The 14,256-nt window shown below is 73.6% G+C and carries 17 protein-coding genes; 7 read left to right on the forward strand and 10 right to left on the reverse strand.

The annotated features are described in order from the left end of the window. Positions 1 to 196: 196 nt before the first annotated feature. From IE265_RS12280 to IE265_RS12290, 3 genes are all read right to left on the reverse strand, one after another. On the reverse strand, positions 197 to 706 hold the full coding sequence (locus tag IE265_RS12280) for a mycothiol transferase (protein ID WP_190035511.1): 510 nt from the start codon (positions 704 to 706) through the stop codon (positions 197 to 199). Between the two features lie 66 nt (positions 707 to 772). Then, positions 773 to 1,183 (reverse strand): Zn-ribbon domain-containing OB-fold protein, encoded by a 411-nt coding sequence (locus IE265_RS12285; RefSeq protein WP_229916140.1) that lies wholly within the window; start codon positions 1,181 to 1,183, stop codon positions 773 to 775. 108 nt (positions 1,184 to 1,291) lie between these two features. After that, complete coding sequence (locus tag IE265_RS12290; RefSeq protein WP_373302938.1) at positions 1,292 to 2,035, reverse strand: TetR family transcriptional regulator; 744 nt, start codon at positions 2,033 to 2,035, stop codon at positions 1,292 to 1,294. A 188-nt stretch (positions 2,036 to 2,223) separates the two neighbouring features. Here IE265_RS12290 and IE265_RS12295 point away from each other — a divergent pair, with 188 nt between their 5' ends. Continuing rightward, entirely contained in the window at positions 2,224 to 3,255 is a 1,032-nt protein-coding gene (locus tag IE265_RS12295; protein WP_190035512.1) for a hypothetical protein, read from the forward strand. Between the two features lie 91 nt (positions 3,256 to 3,346). Here IE265_RS12295 and IE265_RS12300 read toward each other — a convergent pair whose 3' ends face one another. From IE265_RS12300 to IE265_RS12310, 3 genes are all read right to left on the reverse strand, one after another. Continuing rightward, entirely contained in the window at positions 3,347 to 4,573 is a 1,227-nt protein-coding gene (locus IE265_RS12300; RefSeq protein WP_190035513.1) for a hypothetical protein, read from the reverse strand. Between the two features lie 58 nt (positions 4,574 to 4,631). Further along, positions 4,632 to 5,021: a hypothetical protein gene (locus IE265_RS12305; protein ID WP_190035514.1), complete on the reverse strand. Its 390-nt coding sequence runs from the start codon at positions 5,019 to 5,021 to the stop codon at positions 4,632 to 4,634. Positions 5,022 to 5,311: 290 nt separating this feature from the next. Further along, positions 5,312 to 6,235: a MurR/RpiR family transcriptional regulator gene (locus IE265_RS12310; RefSeq protein WP_190035515.1), complete on the reverse strand. Its 924-nt coding sequence runs from the start codon at positions 6,233 to 6,235 to the stop codon at positions 5,312 to 5,314. A gap of 128 nt (positions 6,236 to 6,363) precedes the next feature. Between IE265_RS12310 and IE265_RS12315 the strand changes: the two genes are divergently transcribed. The 3 genes from IE265_RS12315 to IE265_RS12325 all read left to right on the forward strand — a co-directional run bounded on the left by IE265_RS12315 (position 6,364) and on the right by IE265_RS12325 (position 8,165). Further along, entirely contained in the window at positions 6,364 to 6,966 is a 603-nt protein-coding gene (locus tag IE265_RS12315) for a GNAT family N-acetyltransferase (RefSeq protein ID WP_190035516.1), read from the forward strand. Positions 6,967 to 7,056: 90 nt separating this feature from the next. Then, positions 7,057 to 7,788: a ribonuclease H family protein gene (locus IE265_RS12320; RefSeq protein ID WP_190035692.1), complete on the forward strand. Its 732-nt coding sequence runs from the start codon at positions 7,057 to 7,059 to the stop codon at positions 7,786 to 7,788. 182 nt (positions 7,789 to 7,970) lie between these two features. After that, complete coding sequence (locus IE265_RS12325) at positions 7,971 to 8,165, forward strand: antitoxin (RefSeq protein ID WP_190035517.1); 195 nt, start codon at positions 7,971 to 7,973, stop codon at positions 8,163 to 8,165. Positions 8,166 to 8,289: 124 nt separating this feature from the next. Here the strand turns inward: IE265_RS12325 and IE265_RS12330 are convergent, their stop codons facing one another. The 4 genes from IE265_RS12330 to IE265_RS12345 form a co-directional block, all read right to left on the reverse strand. Continuing rightward, positions 8,290 to 9,225: an alpha/beta hydrolase gene (locus IE265_RS12330; RefSeq protein ID WP_190035518.1), complete on the reverse strand. Its 936-nt coding sequence runs from the start codon at positions 9,223 to 9,225 to the stop codon at positions 8,290 to 8,292. Between the two features lie 136 nt (positions 9,226 to 9,361). After that, positions 9,362 to 10,462 carry a winged helix DNA-binding domain-containing protein gene (locus IE265_RS12335; protein WP_190035519.1) on the reverse strand — a complete coding sequence of 367 codons (1,101 nt, stop codon included), beginning with the start codon at positions 10,460 to 10,462 and terminating at the stop codon, positions 9,362 to 9,364. Positions 10,463 to 10,535: 73 nt separating this feature from the next. Continuing rightward, positions 10,536 to 11,144, reverse strand: a complete 609-nt coding sequence (locus IE265_RS12340) for a DinB family protein (RefSeq protein WP_190035520.1) — start codon at positions 11,142 to 11,144, stop codon at positions 10,536 to 10,538. A 259-nt stretch (positions 11,145 to 11,403) separates the two neighbouring features. Then, positions 11,404 to 11,778, reverse strand: coding sequence for a hypothetical protein (locus tag IE265_RS12345; protein ID WP_190035521.1), 375 nt, complete (start codon positions 11,776 to 11,778; stop codon positions 11,404 to 11,406). Between the two features lie 480 nt (positions 11,779 to 12,258). On the opposite strand from IE265_RS12345, the gene IE265_RS38320 reads away from it, so the two are divergent. Genes IE265_RS38320 through IE265_RS12360 form a run of 3 tightly spaced genes read left to right on the forward strand, consistent with a single transcriptional unit; the run spans position 12,259 to position 14,049 of the window. Beyond that, positions 12,259 to 12,690, forward strand: a complete 432-nt coding sequence (locus IE265_RS38320) for an ATP-binding protein (RefSeq protein WP_229916141.1) — start codon at positions 12,259 to 12,261, stop codon at positions 12,688 to 12,690. A gap of 46 nt (positions 12,691 to 12,736) precedes the next feature. After that, entirely contained in the window at positions 12,737 to 13,303 is a 567-nt protein-coding gene (sigK, locus tag IE265_RS12355) for an ECF RNA polymerase sigma factor SigK (RefSeq protein ID WP_190035523.1), read from the forward strand. Then, positions 13,300 to 14,049 carry an anti-sigma factor gene (locus IE265_RS12360; protein ID WP_190035524.1) on the forward strand — a complete coding sequence of 250 codons (750 nt, stop codon included), beginning with the start codon at positions 13,300 to 13,302 and terminating at the stop codon, positions 14,047 to 14,049. Before sigK ends, IE265_RS12360 begins: the two co-directional genes overlap by 4 nt. Positions 14,050 to 14,256: the final 207 nt, after the last annotated feature.

Consider the following 14,256-nt stretch of genomic DNA (forward strand, 5'->3'; position numbering starts at 1 on the left):
GCATGTATACATTGCATGTATACGCACTGTGTATAGTGCCCCGCCCCTCAGGCCTGGACAGCTCTTCGGGGAGTACGGGTCACCGGCGCCGCCGCGCCACCTCGTTGCGGACCAAGACGTGGGAGCCGGCCGCCGGGTTGCCTCCGCGTCGCAGATCACACCCGCGGGTGCCGGGCCGGGCGCCGGCCCGAGGCGCTCAGCGGCGCGACAGGACCCCTCGAACGAACGCCGCCTGGCCCACGTGCTGGAGGCTGTCCGAGACCACGCTGACCAGGCGCACGCCGAGGGTCACCGGAGGGGACCAGTTCTCGTCGACGACGCGGTCCAGATCTTCGGCGCGCAGGCCGTGCAGGCAGGTCAGCGACCGCTCGTGCACGGCGTCGTAGTGGTCGAGCAGCAGGTCGCCCCCGTCCACCCGGACCTCGGCGACCTGTCGGGGAGTGTGCGCGTACCCCGTGTCCTCGACGGCGAGGTCCAGGGCGAAGCGGTCGGCCCAACCCTCCGACGTCCAGAGCTGATCGAGCCCGAACGCGCCGGCCACGTGATCGTCCTGGATCCGCGTGAGGTGCCAGACGAGCCAGCTGATCGAGTTCGACCGGTCGTCGAGGCGGGCGTTGAGATCGCCGGGCGGCAGGCCCTCCACGACGGCGTGGACCTCCTCACGGACACGACCGAGCGAGTCGACGAGAACGTCCTTGGCGCGCATGGGCTCCTCCACGGTCTTCGCGGGCACCTGTACCTGCCAGTGTCCCCCGCGGAGCGGCCCGGCGCCTCAGTGCCAGCCGGCGGAGAACGGCTCCTCGCACAGCCTGAACACCGGCTCGCGGCGCACGGGGTCGGACGCCGTGGCGAGTTCGACGCGGTCGCCGGTGCGAATGGCGATGAGCGGCCCGGAGACGCGGCCCCGCAGGGTGAATCCCTCGGCCATCTCGACGAGCGACACATTGCGGGCGCCCGGTGTGTTGCGGTGGATCACGGTCGTGTGGCGGATGACGCCCAGGCCCGCGCTGCGCTCCGTTCGCAGATCGCTTCCCGCGCAGACGGGGCAGAGCAGCCGGTGGAACGTGGCGGTCCCGCACCAGCGGCAGCGCTGGTAGAGGAGTCCTTGCTCGGTCTGACCGGTGGCGGCCGCCGCCTCCGGGTCGAGTACGTCGGTCGTGGTCCCGCTTCCTTGGTGGAACACGATGTCATCTCCCTGCGCCGGGCCGGAATCCGATGTGCGCGGAGCACCGCGCACGCGCCATACGGTATGGCACGCAGTGCCACACGTAAAGGCACTCAGTACCCTCAATCAGTCGGATGTACGGCCCAGCGCCGTCTCGATCTCCTGGACGACCCGCCACATGGGCGCGCCGCGCCGGGACACGACCACCACGACGTCCTCCTCCGTGTCCCCCGCCGCGGGGGCCGGGGCCGCGGGCGGGTCCGGCGCGAAGACCAGCCGCACATGGGCGAGCGCGTGGTCCACGGCGGCTCCCGCGTCCTCCTGCCCGTCCGAACGGAGCCAGGAGCGCAGCCCGTTGTTGTGCGCGGCGACCACGGCCGCCGCGACGACGTCGGCCCGCAGGGTCCCGTCGGGGCGCCCGGCGAAGCGGCCGCGCAGGTACTCGGCCAGCGCGCGCTCGTAGCGCCACACCACCGACAGCTCGTACGCCCGCAGACCCGGTACCTGCCGGGTGAGGCGGTAGCGCTGGACGGAGAACGTCGGATTCTCGGCGTACATGCCGAGCACGAGGCGCGCGGCGTCGCAGACCCGGGCCACGGGGTCGGCCGCGTCGTCCCCGTCGCCCAGGAACGCGGTCATCTCGGCGAGGCAGCGCTCGTGGTCCGGGAAGACCACGTCCTCCTTGGACGGGAAGTACCGGAAGAAGGACCGCCGTCCGACGCCCGCGAGGGCCACGATGTCGTCGACGGTGGTCTGTTCGTACCCCCGCTCCAAAAACAGCCGGAACGCCGCCGCCACGAGGGAGTCCCGCATCGGTGGTTTCGGCGGTGTCGCATCGGCCGACCGGTCGGGACGTGCTGCCTCGCTCATGCTGGGGAACCTAGCACCGCGCGGCCCGCCCGATGGCACTCAGTGTGCTCCGAACGGGGAACTGAGTGCCATCTTGATCGACGGGGGTGCTTGCAGGGAGGGCGCGGCTCCCGGGATAGGGTCCCGGCCTGTGGCCGGCCACGGGGCCGGAACGGACACGTACGCCGGTGTGACGGGGGTCGGGAACGGTGCGGCGCTGGATCAAGGTCTCGGTGGCGGCTGCGATGGTGCTCGGGGTGGCCGGCTACGCGGCCGAGCCCTCCGTACGGGACTGGATGCTCGCCGGCAGCGCGTGCGGCGGGGCCCTGCCCCGGGACGTCGTGGAGCGGCTCACCCCCGACGGCGCGCATCTGGAGAGTGAGGAGTCGCGGCGGACGGAGGCACTCGGATCGTACGAGTGCGTCCTCTCCGTCGGGGGCGACGAGGTGCGGGACTCCCGGCTCCTGGAGATGGAGGCCCACACCCGGCGCGACGACCGGGACCGTGAGCTGTTCAGCGCCTTCCCGCAGGACGGCTTCTCCGCCCAGTACCCCCTTCCCGGCGGACTGCCCGGATTCGTCGACCAGTACGGCGGGATCGACCTCCTGCTGCCCTGCCCGGGACTCGGCGAGGACGACGAGGGGCGGCGCGCCGAACTGCTGGTGCGCACGTGGATGGGCCGCGACACGCTGTCCGGTGTCCCGGGAGCCGCCTACCGGGCGGTGGTCGCGCTGGCCAACTCGGCCTCGGACGAACTGGGATGCGAGGGCGAGCCGCTCGCGGAGTACGAGGGGGACGCCGTTCCGCCCCGGCCCGGCGACGAACCGCGGACCGTTCCGGTCGCACGCGCCAAGGGCACGACGTGCGCGTGGGCGGCCGGGGCCGGGCTGCCGGACAGCGGCGGCTGGCGGCTCGCGGCGGGCATGAACGACGCCGCGCCCACGGGGCGTTGCACCCTGCGGGGCCCGGCGGCCGGGACCGGCTCCGGGAGCGACTCCGTGCTGACGTTCGTCGCCTGGTACGGGGACTGGAGCAACCGCCTCGTCTTCGAGGACAGCGCAGGCGGGTTCAGGTCCATGACGGCCACCGCGCGCTGCGACGGCCAAGCCGCCAACTTCGCCCTCGGGGGCTCGGGAGACGTTCCGGGCGTCGGTGCGGCCGACAGGCGCCGCATGCTCAAGAGGTTCGCGCAGGACCAGGTCGACCGCCGGGACTGCTCGGACCTGCGCTTCCGCTTCTGACCGCGCCCCGTCCGCCGCCCCCGTCCGGCCGGGCCCGAGGCCCTTGTCGCCCCGCCGGGGGGCCCGGGCGGGGCGGGCGATCAGGCCCTGTTCACCTCAGCCACAGCGCGCGTACGTACCAGTTGTCGAGCAACTGCCGCATCGCGCCCAGTCGTTCGTCCGGCACGTCGCGGTGGCCCGCCCACTCGTCGAGCGCCTCGGTCAACTGGTGGCGGCCGTCCAGCAGGTCGCCGCGGACCGGGCCCGCGGTCGGCCGGTCCGCGATGTCACCCATCGGCGGCCGGGAACGGAGCTGCCGGGCGGCCGGGCGGAACGCGCCGCGCGTGTGTGCCCGGACCGCCTTGTCGAAGGCGGCGGGATCCGCGATCGTGCCGTCCCGGATGTGCCGGGCACGGAACTTCATGAGCGTGCCCACACGGCCCGCGATGTCGTGGAGGTCGTGATCCGGCCAGTCCTGCGGGGTCGTCGTGAAGCGCTTGTCGGCGGACGGCCGGAAGTCCGGGTCGCCGCCCCGGTCCGTCAGTCGCTCCAGGTAGTACGCGAGGTGCGCGCGTTCGGCGTCGTAGAGGATCGCGAAGGCCTCCGGGTCCTCGGCGAGTTCGGCGACGAGGCCCTCGATGTCCGCCTCCGCCTCCGCGACCGCGTCGGCGTGCCCGAAGACGGCATGCGCCTCGCCCGGTGCCAGGAACCGGCCCAGAGGGGAGTATCCGTCCTCGTCGGGTGCCGCCTCCTCGGCCGGGAGCGCGGGGCGGTTCACCCCGTCGTCGCGCAGCCGGTCGTCCCGCCCCGCGTCGACCACGTACTCGGCCAGCATGCGTGCCACCCCCGGTGCGAGACCGGCGGGTATCTCGACGCCGTGCAGCGCGGCGGCCACCCCGTACGCGGCGCGCGCCTGGGCGAGCGTGTGCGGGGTGCCCGTACGTCCCGCTTCCGACCCGGTGGCCGCGGCCACGAGGCGGCCCAGCGCGCGGGCGCCGTCGCCGCACACCTTCTCGTGGGCGAGCAGCTTGCGGACCGTACCGAGCCGCTGGAGGTCCTCGCCCGGATCGAGTGCCCGGGTGGCCGCCGCGGTGTCGTCGGCGAGCGCCCGCCGTCCGGTGGTCAGGGTCCAACAGGGCTTGTCCGAGGAGGAGTCGGCGAGGGCCAGTGGAAGGGAGATGCCGGCTGCGACGGCCGCGGTCAGGGCCGCCGCGGCGAGTCCCCGGTGCCGGCGCACGCGTCGGGCCAGTGCGCCCGCGAGGCCGCCGGGACGGCCGGACCGCTCGTCGGTGGCACCGCCGCCGCTGTCATGGCCGTGTCCGTCTCCCCCATTACGCATCCCGGCAGGGTAGCGAGCGTGATCGTCCGGGCCGCCGTCGGGTCCGGGAGGCGGGCGGTCAGTGGCCCTGGCGCGCGTTCTGGCTCTCCACCAGGGCCTGCGTGACGACCCTGACGCCCCGGGCGATGTGGTTGAGCTGGGCCATCTCCGCCGCGTACAGCTTGATCGTGTGCTCGATGACCGACTCGGGCATCCCCATCGCGGGCAGCTCGGCCCGGGCGCTGTGGAGCGCGGTCCGCACGACGCGTATCTCCAGTTGGAGCTGGATCTGCGCGTGGCGCGCGAGCAGCACGGGCTGGCGGACCAGCAGCGGGTAGCTGCCGTAGCGGGACGGGACCAGTTCGCGCAGCCACTTGGTGGCCGATCGTTCCCAGTCACGGCTGCCGGGCGTCTTGACCTGACAGGGCCAGTCCGTGCTGATGGGCGAGTACGTCAGGGACATGATCATCGCTTCCGAGGTGGCCGGCAGGTGGTTCGGTCGTTCTTGGCGGCCCCGGCCTAGGGGATGACCGGGGCCGCCACGGGCGCGCGAGCGGTGCCCGTCGTGCACCCGGGGCCGATGCGAGAAGGGAGCGCCGTACCCGGGCCGACCAGGACCCCACCGGATCCCGATCAGCGAGAAGTATTCATATATACCGTGCGGTACGCAAGGGTATGAAAAAATTCATGTTCGAGACGGCTGAATCTTGTCTTGTGGACGCCGTTCGTCGTATGCAGGCACGGGCCGAACCCGTGACATCAGTCCTTGACGAAGAAGGCGTGCTCGTCGGCGACCTGCTCGTAGTCCTCCAGGCGCGCCTGGGTGCGCTCGGGGTCCGCGTCCGTCATGGCCTGCAGCAGGGCGGCCGACAGCACCGCGGGCGCCGCGTACGAGTCGAAGACGAGGCGTGAGCCGGTGCCTGTCGCGAAGACGACGTCCGCCTCGTCGGCCAGCGGCCCCAGCCCCAGGTCCGTGATCAGCGCGACCCGCAGACCGGCCCGGCGGGCGACCCGCACCGCCGTCAGCGTCTCGTGCGCGTGCCGGGGCATCGTGAACGCGAGCACCCAGGTGCCCCCGGCCTCGCGCGACTGGAGCAGCGCGTCGTACGCGACGCTGCCGCCCCGCGTCACCAGGCGGACGTCCGGGTGGATACGGCGTGCGGCGTAGGCGAAGTACTCGGCCAGCGAGCCGGAGATCCGCAGGCCGAGAACCGTGAGCGGGGCCGACCGCGACAGCGCGCGACCGGTCTCGATGACCTGCTCGGGATCGGCGAAGTCGCGGCGGAGGTTCTCCAGGTTGTCGATCTCCGCGTCGACGGCCGCCTGCAGCTCGTTCGGGCGGGCCTCCTCGGCGGCCTCGGGAGAACCGGCCAGCTTGCTGAGCGCGATCGACTGGAGGCGCTCGCGCAGCGCCGGGTAGCCGCTGAAGCCGACCGCCGTCGCGAAACGCGTCACCGACGGCTGGCTGACACCGACCCGCTCGGCGAGATCCGTGATCGACAGGAACGCCGCCTCGGAGAGGTGCTCGATCAGGTACTGGGCGATACGGCGCTGCCCGGGAGAGAGACGGGGGCCGTCGAAGAGGTCCCGCAGCCGGGTCGTGGGAGCGGCCTCCTCCTCCGGGACCGGTCTCCCCGAGCTGATCGCTGACGCCTGCGCGCGTGCCTGCTGCGGCGATGGCACCGGTGCGCCTCCTTCGTGTCCCACTGACGTTCAACATAACGCACGGGCCGGGTCGTCCGGCGGGCAGTCGCGCGGTGCCCGGACGGCCGTCCGGAGGGGTCGCGCGGCGAGTGTGCTTCGATGCCGGGATGAAGATCGAGACGATCGGCGCCCGGGGCCGCGGTGCCGTCCGGCCGCGCGCGGACCGCGACTTGGCGGCGTGCGTCCGCGTGCTCGCCGAGGTCCACGCGCACGACGGCTACCCGGTGAACTGGCCCGATCGGCCGGGCGAATGGCTGTCCCGGCCCGGCGGCCTGGGCGCCTGGGTCGCGGAACTGGACGGCGGGATCGTCGGTCACGTCGGCCTGTCCCGCGCCGAACCGGACGACGTGGCCCCCGCCCTGTGGCGCGCTCGGCACGGCGGGGACGGCGATGCCGCCGCGGTGGTCAGCCGCCTCTTCGTCGCACCGCACGGGCGCGGCCACGGCTTCGGCGCCCGGCTCATGGCGTGTGCGACCCGGGAGGCGGAGCGCCGCGGGCTGCGCCCCGTACTGGACGTCGTCGCGACCGACGCCGCGGCGGTCGCGCTGTACGAGCGGCTCGGCTGGGAACCACTGGGCACGTCGGAGCAGCGCTGGGGCCCGGACCGCACGGTGTCCGTCCGTTCCTACGCGGCCGCCGACACGTCCTCCGAGCGCACCGTCGGTACGGGCGGGGACGCGGGCGGCGCGCCCACCGGGGGGACCGTGTGAGCGGCGGCACCCGGCCCGTCCGGGGCCCCGTGGAGGTCCGGCCCTGTCAGCCGTGACGGGGCGATGAACCCGGCACCCCCGCGCCCTGGCATGATCGGGCGCATGGCTGAACGCGTAATCGCCGCGTGTGACGGGGCGTCGAAAGGAAACCCCGGGCCCGCCGGCTGGGCCTGGGTCATCGCGGACGGGACGGGCACGCCCGCACAGTGGGAGGCCGGACCGCTCGGGACGGCGACCAACAACGTCGCCGAACTGACCGCGCTGGAACGGCTGCTCGCGACCGTGGACCCGAGCGTGCCGCTGGAGATCCGGATGGACTCCCAGTACGCCATGAAGGCCGTCACGACCTGGCTCCCCGGATGGAAGCGCAAGGGCTGGAAGACCGCGGCGGGCAAGCCCGTGGCCAACCAGGGCCTGGTCGTGCGCATCGACGAACTGCTCGACGGCCGCTCGGTGGAGTTCCGGTACGTTCCCGCGCACCAGGTCGACGGCGACGTCCTCAACGACTTCGCGGACCGCGCGGCCAGCCAGGCCGCCGTCGTGCAGCAGCCCGCGGGCAGCGAACAGGGCTCGCCCGAGCCCCCCAAGTCCTCGGCTGCCAAGAAGGCGGCCCCCTCGCGCGGGCGCGCCCCGTTCTCCGGCACCTCGTCCCCGGGTGCGAAGGCGTCACCGTCCGGGCCGTCCGCGAAAGCGGGCTCCTCGCGCACCCTCAAGGCCAAGTTCCCCGGCCGCTGCCGGTGCGGACGCTCGTACGCGGCGGGCGAGACCATCGCGAAGAACCCCGACGGCTGGGGTCACCCGGAGTGCCGTACGGAAGCGTAGGAACGGTACGGGAACCCGTCCCGAGCGGTCCGGAGGGGTCTCCCGACCGCCTGTGTGCGCCACGGGACCGCCGGTCGGGGTTCCCGTACCGCCCGTCGGAGCGCCGGTCCTGCCCGGATGCGAAACCCGCCACCTGCGGTGACCCTGGATACGTGGGGGTGAACCAGTCAGGAGGACGAGCCATGTCCGTCATGGACAAGATCAAGGGCATGCTGAAGGGCCACCCGGACCAGACCAGCAAGGGTGTCGACAAGGCCGGCGACTACGCCGACGGCAAGACCCAGGGCAAGTACAGCGGTCAGGTCGACACTGCTCAGGACCGGCTCAAGGACCAGTTCGGGGCGAACCCGAACCAGGACCGGCCGCCCCAGTCCTGACACCGAGGTCGCGGGCGGACGGCGGGAACCACCGGGCCTCCGCCACGGGCCGGTCCCTTCGGGGCCGGCCCGCTTCCGTGTGCGCGATCCCTTGCCGCCCCCGGCTGACGAGCCGCGGCCGGTGTCAGGCGGGTGCGGAGAGGCGGTCCGCGAGCCAGCACTCGATGTCGTGCCGTGCCGCCGCGGCCATGCCCGTCGAACGGGACGTGAATCCGTGCCGGGCCTCCGGGTAGATCCGCAGGTCGACCTCCCCGCCGGCCGCCGACAGACGCGCGGCCATGGCCATGTTGTCCTCCAGCAGGACGTCCGAGGTCCCGACGACCATCAGGACCGGAGGCAGGCCGCGCAGGTCGGCGTAGACGGGGGAGATGTCCGGCTCGGTGCGGTCGGCCGCATGGCCCGCGTACGCCTCGATGAAGAACTCGTCGGCGATGAGCCGGCCCGCGGGGGTCAGACCGCTCATGTCGTAGGTGCCGAACTGGAGCGCGGCCCCGGCGAACGCGCCGCTCACCCCGCGCTCGCGCAGCCGCAGCAGTGTCGTCACGGCCAGCGTCGCCCCCGCCGAGAACCCGCCGATCGTCAGCCGGGCCGTGCCGAAGCGGGCCGCGGCGTGCTCGACGAGCCACAGGGCCGCCGTCTCGCTGTCGTCGGGCGCGGCAGGCCAGGGATGCTCCGGGGCGAGCCGGTAGTCCACGCTCACGACGGTGACTCCGAGGGCGTCCGCGAGACGCCGGTTGCGGGCGTCGTCCCGCGCGGCCGACCCCATGTAGAAGCCGCCGCCGTGGATCTCCAGATGGACGCCGCGCGGCTCGCCGCCACCGGGAGTGAGAACGCGTACGGGTACGCGCCGGCCGGCTGCCTCGACGACCTCCTCCGAGACCGGCGGTCCGGCGGCGCCGGAGGAGGCCGGCGGGACCGCGTCCTGCTGGGCGCGTGCCTCCCTCAGCTCCTCCGGGGTGCTCGGTCCCCTCCGGCCGGCCGCCGCGGCGTTGGCCGCCCGGGTCTCCCCGACGTGCGCCGCGAGCCCCGATTCGACAAGGCCCTTCAACCCCCACTGCATGAGCGTCCCTCGATGTACGTGCCACGGACCTGCCCGGACGCGGCGCCTCGCCAACCAACGGTCGACGAGATTATCCACCCCTCCTCCGTCGTGAGCGGCGGCCGTCCGGGCGGCGCCGTCCGCGGCGCGGCTGGGTTCATGGCGCGGACGTGCCCACCCGTACCCCTCGGCTCTCGCCGTCCGAGAGGAACGCGGCGAGAGCCCGGGCCTCCTCGGCGACCGCGGCGCGCTCGGGCCGGGAGAAGGCGCGCAGCGGGGTGACGGTCACCGTGCCCGCTTCGACGTTCCAGGTCGCCGCGACCCTGCCGTCGAGCAGCACGACCCGCTCACCGGCGACCGAGAGCCCCTTGTGCTCGTCGTCGACGATCCGGCCGCGGTCCTGGTAGCCGAGGAGCGCGTTGTCGAACGCGGGCAGGAACCGCACCGGCGCGGGAGTGCCGGGGTCCGGGCGGGGAGCGTCCGGCAGGTCCAGCAGCTCCCGGCCGCGCTCGTCGCGGAAGGCGACCAGTTCCTCGCGCAGACCCGCCACCGCGGCGGGCAGTCCGGCCAGGCCCGACCACGCCCGCAGGTCGGCGGTCGCCGCCGGACCGAAGGCCCCCAGGTAGCGCCGCACCAGCGCCCGGCCGGCCGGGTCGGAGCCGTCAGCGGCGGGCGGGTCGATCTCCCGGCCGAGCCAGGAGGAGAGCAGGACGTTGCGCACGCCCGCCCGGGTGCGCCACAGACCGCGCGGCGGGACCTGGGCCATCGGGACGAGGGCCGCGACGACCATCTCGCCCAGGGGCCGGCGGCCCGGCGCGGGCCAGCGTTCGGCCAGCACCTCCACGAGTTCGGCCGCCGAGCGGGGTTCGCCGTCGGCCATCAACGCCCGTCCTGCCGCGGCGAGTTCGTCGAGGTCGACACCTTCGAGTTCTCGGCGGTCGGTCCCGAGGACCCGTTGGCGCAGCATGGCGTCGTGGCGGGACCGCCAGGCGACGACGTCGTCCGCCGTGACGAGGTGGACGGTGCGGCGCATCAGGTGCGTACGCACCAGGCTCCGCCCGCTCACCAGGTCGGAGAGGACAGCGGGGTCGAAGGCGCGCAGCCGGGACCAGAGCCCGACGAACGGCTCCTGCGGCTCCTGCGCCTGCAGCCCGCCGAGGTGCGCCACGGCGTCGGGGACCGGGAGATCGGCCCGGTCCAGGAGCAGTTGGCGGGCGAGCGTCGCGCGGTTGAGTGCTCTGTTGTCGAGGACGGTCACGCTGGTGCTGTTCCTTTCGAGCCGTGCACGGCTTGCGGGGTCTCCCCGCCCCGGGCGGGTCGGGCGGCCGACGTCAGCTCGACTTCTGCCCGTCGAGCGTCTCGCGCAGGATGTCGGCGTGTCCGGCGTGCTGCGCCGTCTCGGCGACGAGGTGCGCCAGCACCCGGCGCACACTCCGTACGGCTCCCGGCTCGTTCCAGGGCGCTTCGGGCAGCGGGTGGGTCGCCGACAGGTCGGCCAGGGCCGCGACGATCCGATCCGTCCGCGAGGCGATGTCCTCGTAGTGGCGCAGGACCCCGGCCAGGGTGTCGCCCGGCCGCATGCTGAAGGCGGCCCGGTGCTCCACGGCCCACCGGGGGAGCTCGCGGGCGGTGCCGGCCGCGAGGTCTCCCCAGGTGACGCCCTCGGGGAGGTCGTAGCGCATCGCCGAAGGGCCGTCGACGACGAAGCGCATCCAGCTCTCCTCCATGGACGCGACGTGCTTGATCAGGCCGCCGAGGCAGAGTTCGCTCGCGGTGGGGCGTACGGCCGCCTGCGCGTCGTCGAGCCCGCGTACCGTCCGGGTCAGGGCGGCACGGGCGTCCGCCAGGGCGGCGAGCAGGTCGGTCCGCTCGTCGTCGAGCACCGGGGAGGCGGCGGTCGCGGGGGAGGCCTCGGAGGAGGGGGAGTTCGTGGCGGTCACAGGGTTCGGCCCTTCGGGTCGCTCTCGTCGTGCGGAACGGGACCACCGTCGCACGGGTGGAGGACAGGGAGTGTCCGCTACTCCGGTCCTCCGGTCCTCCGCTACTCCGGTCCTCCGGTCCTCCCGCGCTCTCCGGAGGACACCGGGGTCTTCCGGCTCTTCCGCGGCGACGGCCGGAATCCCGCGGAACGGAGTCGTGACGCCTCCGTCCCGCGGGATTCCGGCCGCCTGCCCGGCGGTCACCTCTCACGGAGCCAGGTCAGTGGTGCCTGCAGTCCCAGTGGCCCTTGACCCACTTCTTCTCCCAGTGGGCGGGCTCGTAGACCCACTTGTAGGAGAAGTGGTGCTTCCAGTGACCCTGGTGCCAGTGGCCGTGCTTGTCGTGGTGGCCCTTGACCCAGGTCTTGTGGTGGACCTGCTTCTTCTCCCAGTGGCCCTTGACCCACTTCTTCTCCCAGTGGCCCTTCTGCCACTCGCACTTGCCGTGGTGGTCGCCGGTCACCACGGTCGCGGCGGTCGTCGGCGCGGGGGCCGCCGTCGCCGTGCCGGACATGCCGAACGCGGCTCCTCCGGCCAGCAGTCCCGTCGCCGCGGCTCCGGCCACCAGACGACGTATTCGCAGGGATGCGGTCATCGGACATCTCCCTCGGAAATGTTGAGCGATGAGCACGGTCGAGGCGGTGCGGGCTTCCTTCCCCGGTGGAACCGGGGCGGGTGCGATGCGCAAGGAGCACTGTTCTGTGCCTCGCCGTGCCGGTCGTGGGGGATTCGGAGCCGCGGGCCGGGCGGATGAGCGGTACGCCGAAAAAGGTGCGGACGGGGCGAAAAGCCGCGTCGTGTTCCTCGTCAGGCCGAACGGCGGGTGGGCCGGGCTCCGATGGCGGAGGGTCGGCAGTCCCCGGAGGGCGTCGCGCCGAGGCACCTTGAGCCACCGCAGGCAGCCCGCCGCTGCGCCGACTGCGGCAACTGGCGGCACTCCCAGGTGGCGCCTCGGCGGTCCGGTCGGGTGAAGTCCGCGCCTGGCCGAACGCGCCCCGCGGCATCCGGGCGCCCAGCGGCTACGAATTCCCAGCGACAGGAGAACCTCACGATTGAGCCGTTCAAGGGAGCGCTCATGTCCATCACCGCATCACCACCGAGGACAGCGCGGTACTCCGTCGCCCTGCCGCACACCCCGCACGCCCCCTCCCTCGCCCGCCGCGCCAGCGAGGAGTGGCTGCGCGACGCCGACCCGTTCGACCGCGTGACCGACGCGGTCCTGGTCGTGTCCGAACTGGTGACCAACGCGGTCCGCCACACCGGTGACGACTGCCGGCTGACCCTGACCGTCCGGGACGGCGAACTGGACATAGCCGTCGCCGACCACAGCGAGGAGTTCCCGGACATGCACCGGAACGGGGGCGGCGACGAGCACGGAGGCTTCGGCATGGACGTCATACGGAGGCTGGGAGGACGTATCAGACTGGTCCCCGCCCTCGGCGGCAAGACCGTCCACGTCCTGCTCGATCTGCACGGCGAGAACGACGGGCCGTCACCGGAGCGATGACACCGATGACCCCGTACCAGGACGGAAGGCGCGAGGGGAGCAGGGCGTGCTGCACGGTTCCGAGCCGAAGGCCGGGGTGGAGGAACTGCTCGCCCGCGTGGCCCACGGCGACCACGAGGCCTTCACCGGCGTCTATGACGCGTTGTCCGGCACGGTGATGGGTCTGGCCTGCCGGATCCTGCGGGACGCCGCGCAGGCGGAGGAGGTGACGCAGGACGTGATGACCGAGGTCTGGCGCACCGCGGGCCGCTACGACCCGAGGCGCGGAGCGGCGAAGTCCTGGGTGCTCACCCTCGCCCACCGGCGGGCCGTGGACCGGGTACGCGCCGCCCAGGCCGGCACCGAACGCGAGCACCGGGCCGGACTCCTCGGCCCGGAGCGGGAGTTCGACGAAGTGTTCGAAGCCGTCCAGGACCGCGACGAGCAGCGCCGCGTCTACCGCTGCCTCGCCTCCCTCGGCCGGCAGCACCGCGTACCCCTGATGCTCGCCTACTACCAGGGCCTGACGTACGTGGAGGTCGCGGACGCACTGTCCACCCCCGAAGGAACGGTGAAGTCGCGCATGCGCGCGGGGCTGCGGCAGTTGCGGGACTGTCTGGAGGTGGGCACATGACTCCCGAGGAGGACCCCCACCTGGCCGTCGGCGCGTACGTCCTGCACGCGCTCCCTCCCGCCGAACGGGCCGCGTTCGAGAACCACCTCGCCGGCTGCGGCCGGTGCCGCGACGAGGTCGCCGAACTCCGGGAGGTCGCCGACCGGTTGGCCTCCGCCGAGAGCGTCCCCGTGTCCGCGGAGGCGCGCGCCCGCACTCTCCGGGCCGTCGCCGGCACAGGGCAGGAACCGTCCCCGCGGCGGGCCCCGGGGCGCGCCCGCCGCGCGCTGGGCCTCGCACTCGCCGCGAGCGTCGCGGCCGCCGCAGCGCTCGGCGGAGTCGCCGTCCGGCAGCACGAGCGGGCCGACGAGGCGCACGACCGAGCTGTGCGGGCCGAACAGCGGGCCCTCACCGCCGACTCCGCGATCAGCGACGTCCTCACCGCCGCCGACGCCACCCTGCACACCGGCACGCTGACCGGAGGAGCCACGGCCGCCGTCGTGGTCTCCCGCAGCGAGGCACGCGCGGTCTTCGCCGCGCACGACCTTCCCGCCCTCCCCGAGGGGAAGGTCTACGAACTCTGGTACGCGGCCGAAGCGGGTGATCTGAGCCCGGCGGGCCTGCTGCCCGGCACCGGTGAGAGCGAAGCACGCGTCCTCGACGGATCTCCCGGCCGGGCGGTCGCCGTGGGCATCACCGTCGAACCCGCCGGCGGCTCGAAGCAGCCGACCACCGACCCCCTCGGCATCATCCCCATCTCCGCCTAGGCGGACACGGGCGCCCCAGGGTCCTCGTGGAAGGAGCATGGGGCGGTCCGCACGGACCCCGTCCGGACACGCGGGAGCCCTGGCAGGACAGGGTGCGCCTGCCAGGGCGGTACCGGGCCAGTGCGGGTTCCCGCGCGGCCGTCGGCACGCGGTGCCGGTCCGACGGCCGTTACCTCCCCGCGCCGGGCGCGGGGAGCGTGACACGGG

The sequence above is a fragment of the Streptomyces fructofermentans genome, assembly GCF_014651055.1.
GTDB lineage: Bacteria > Actinomycetota > Actinomycetes > Streptomycetales > Streptomycetaceae > Streptomyces > Streptomyces fructofermentans.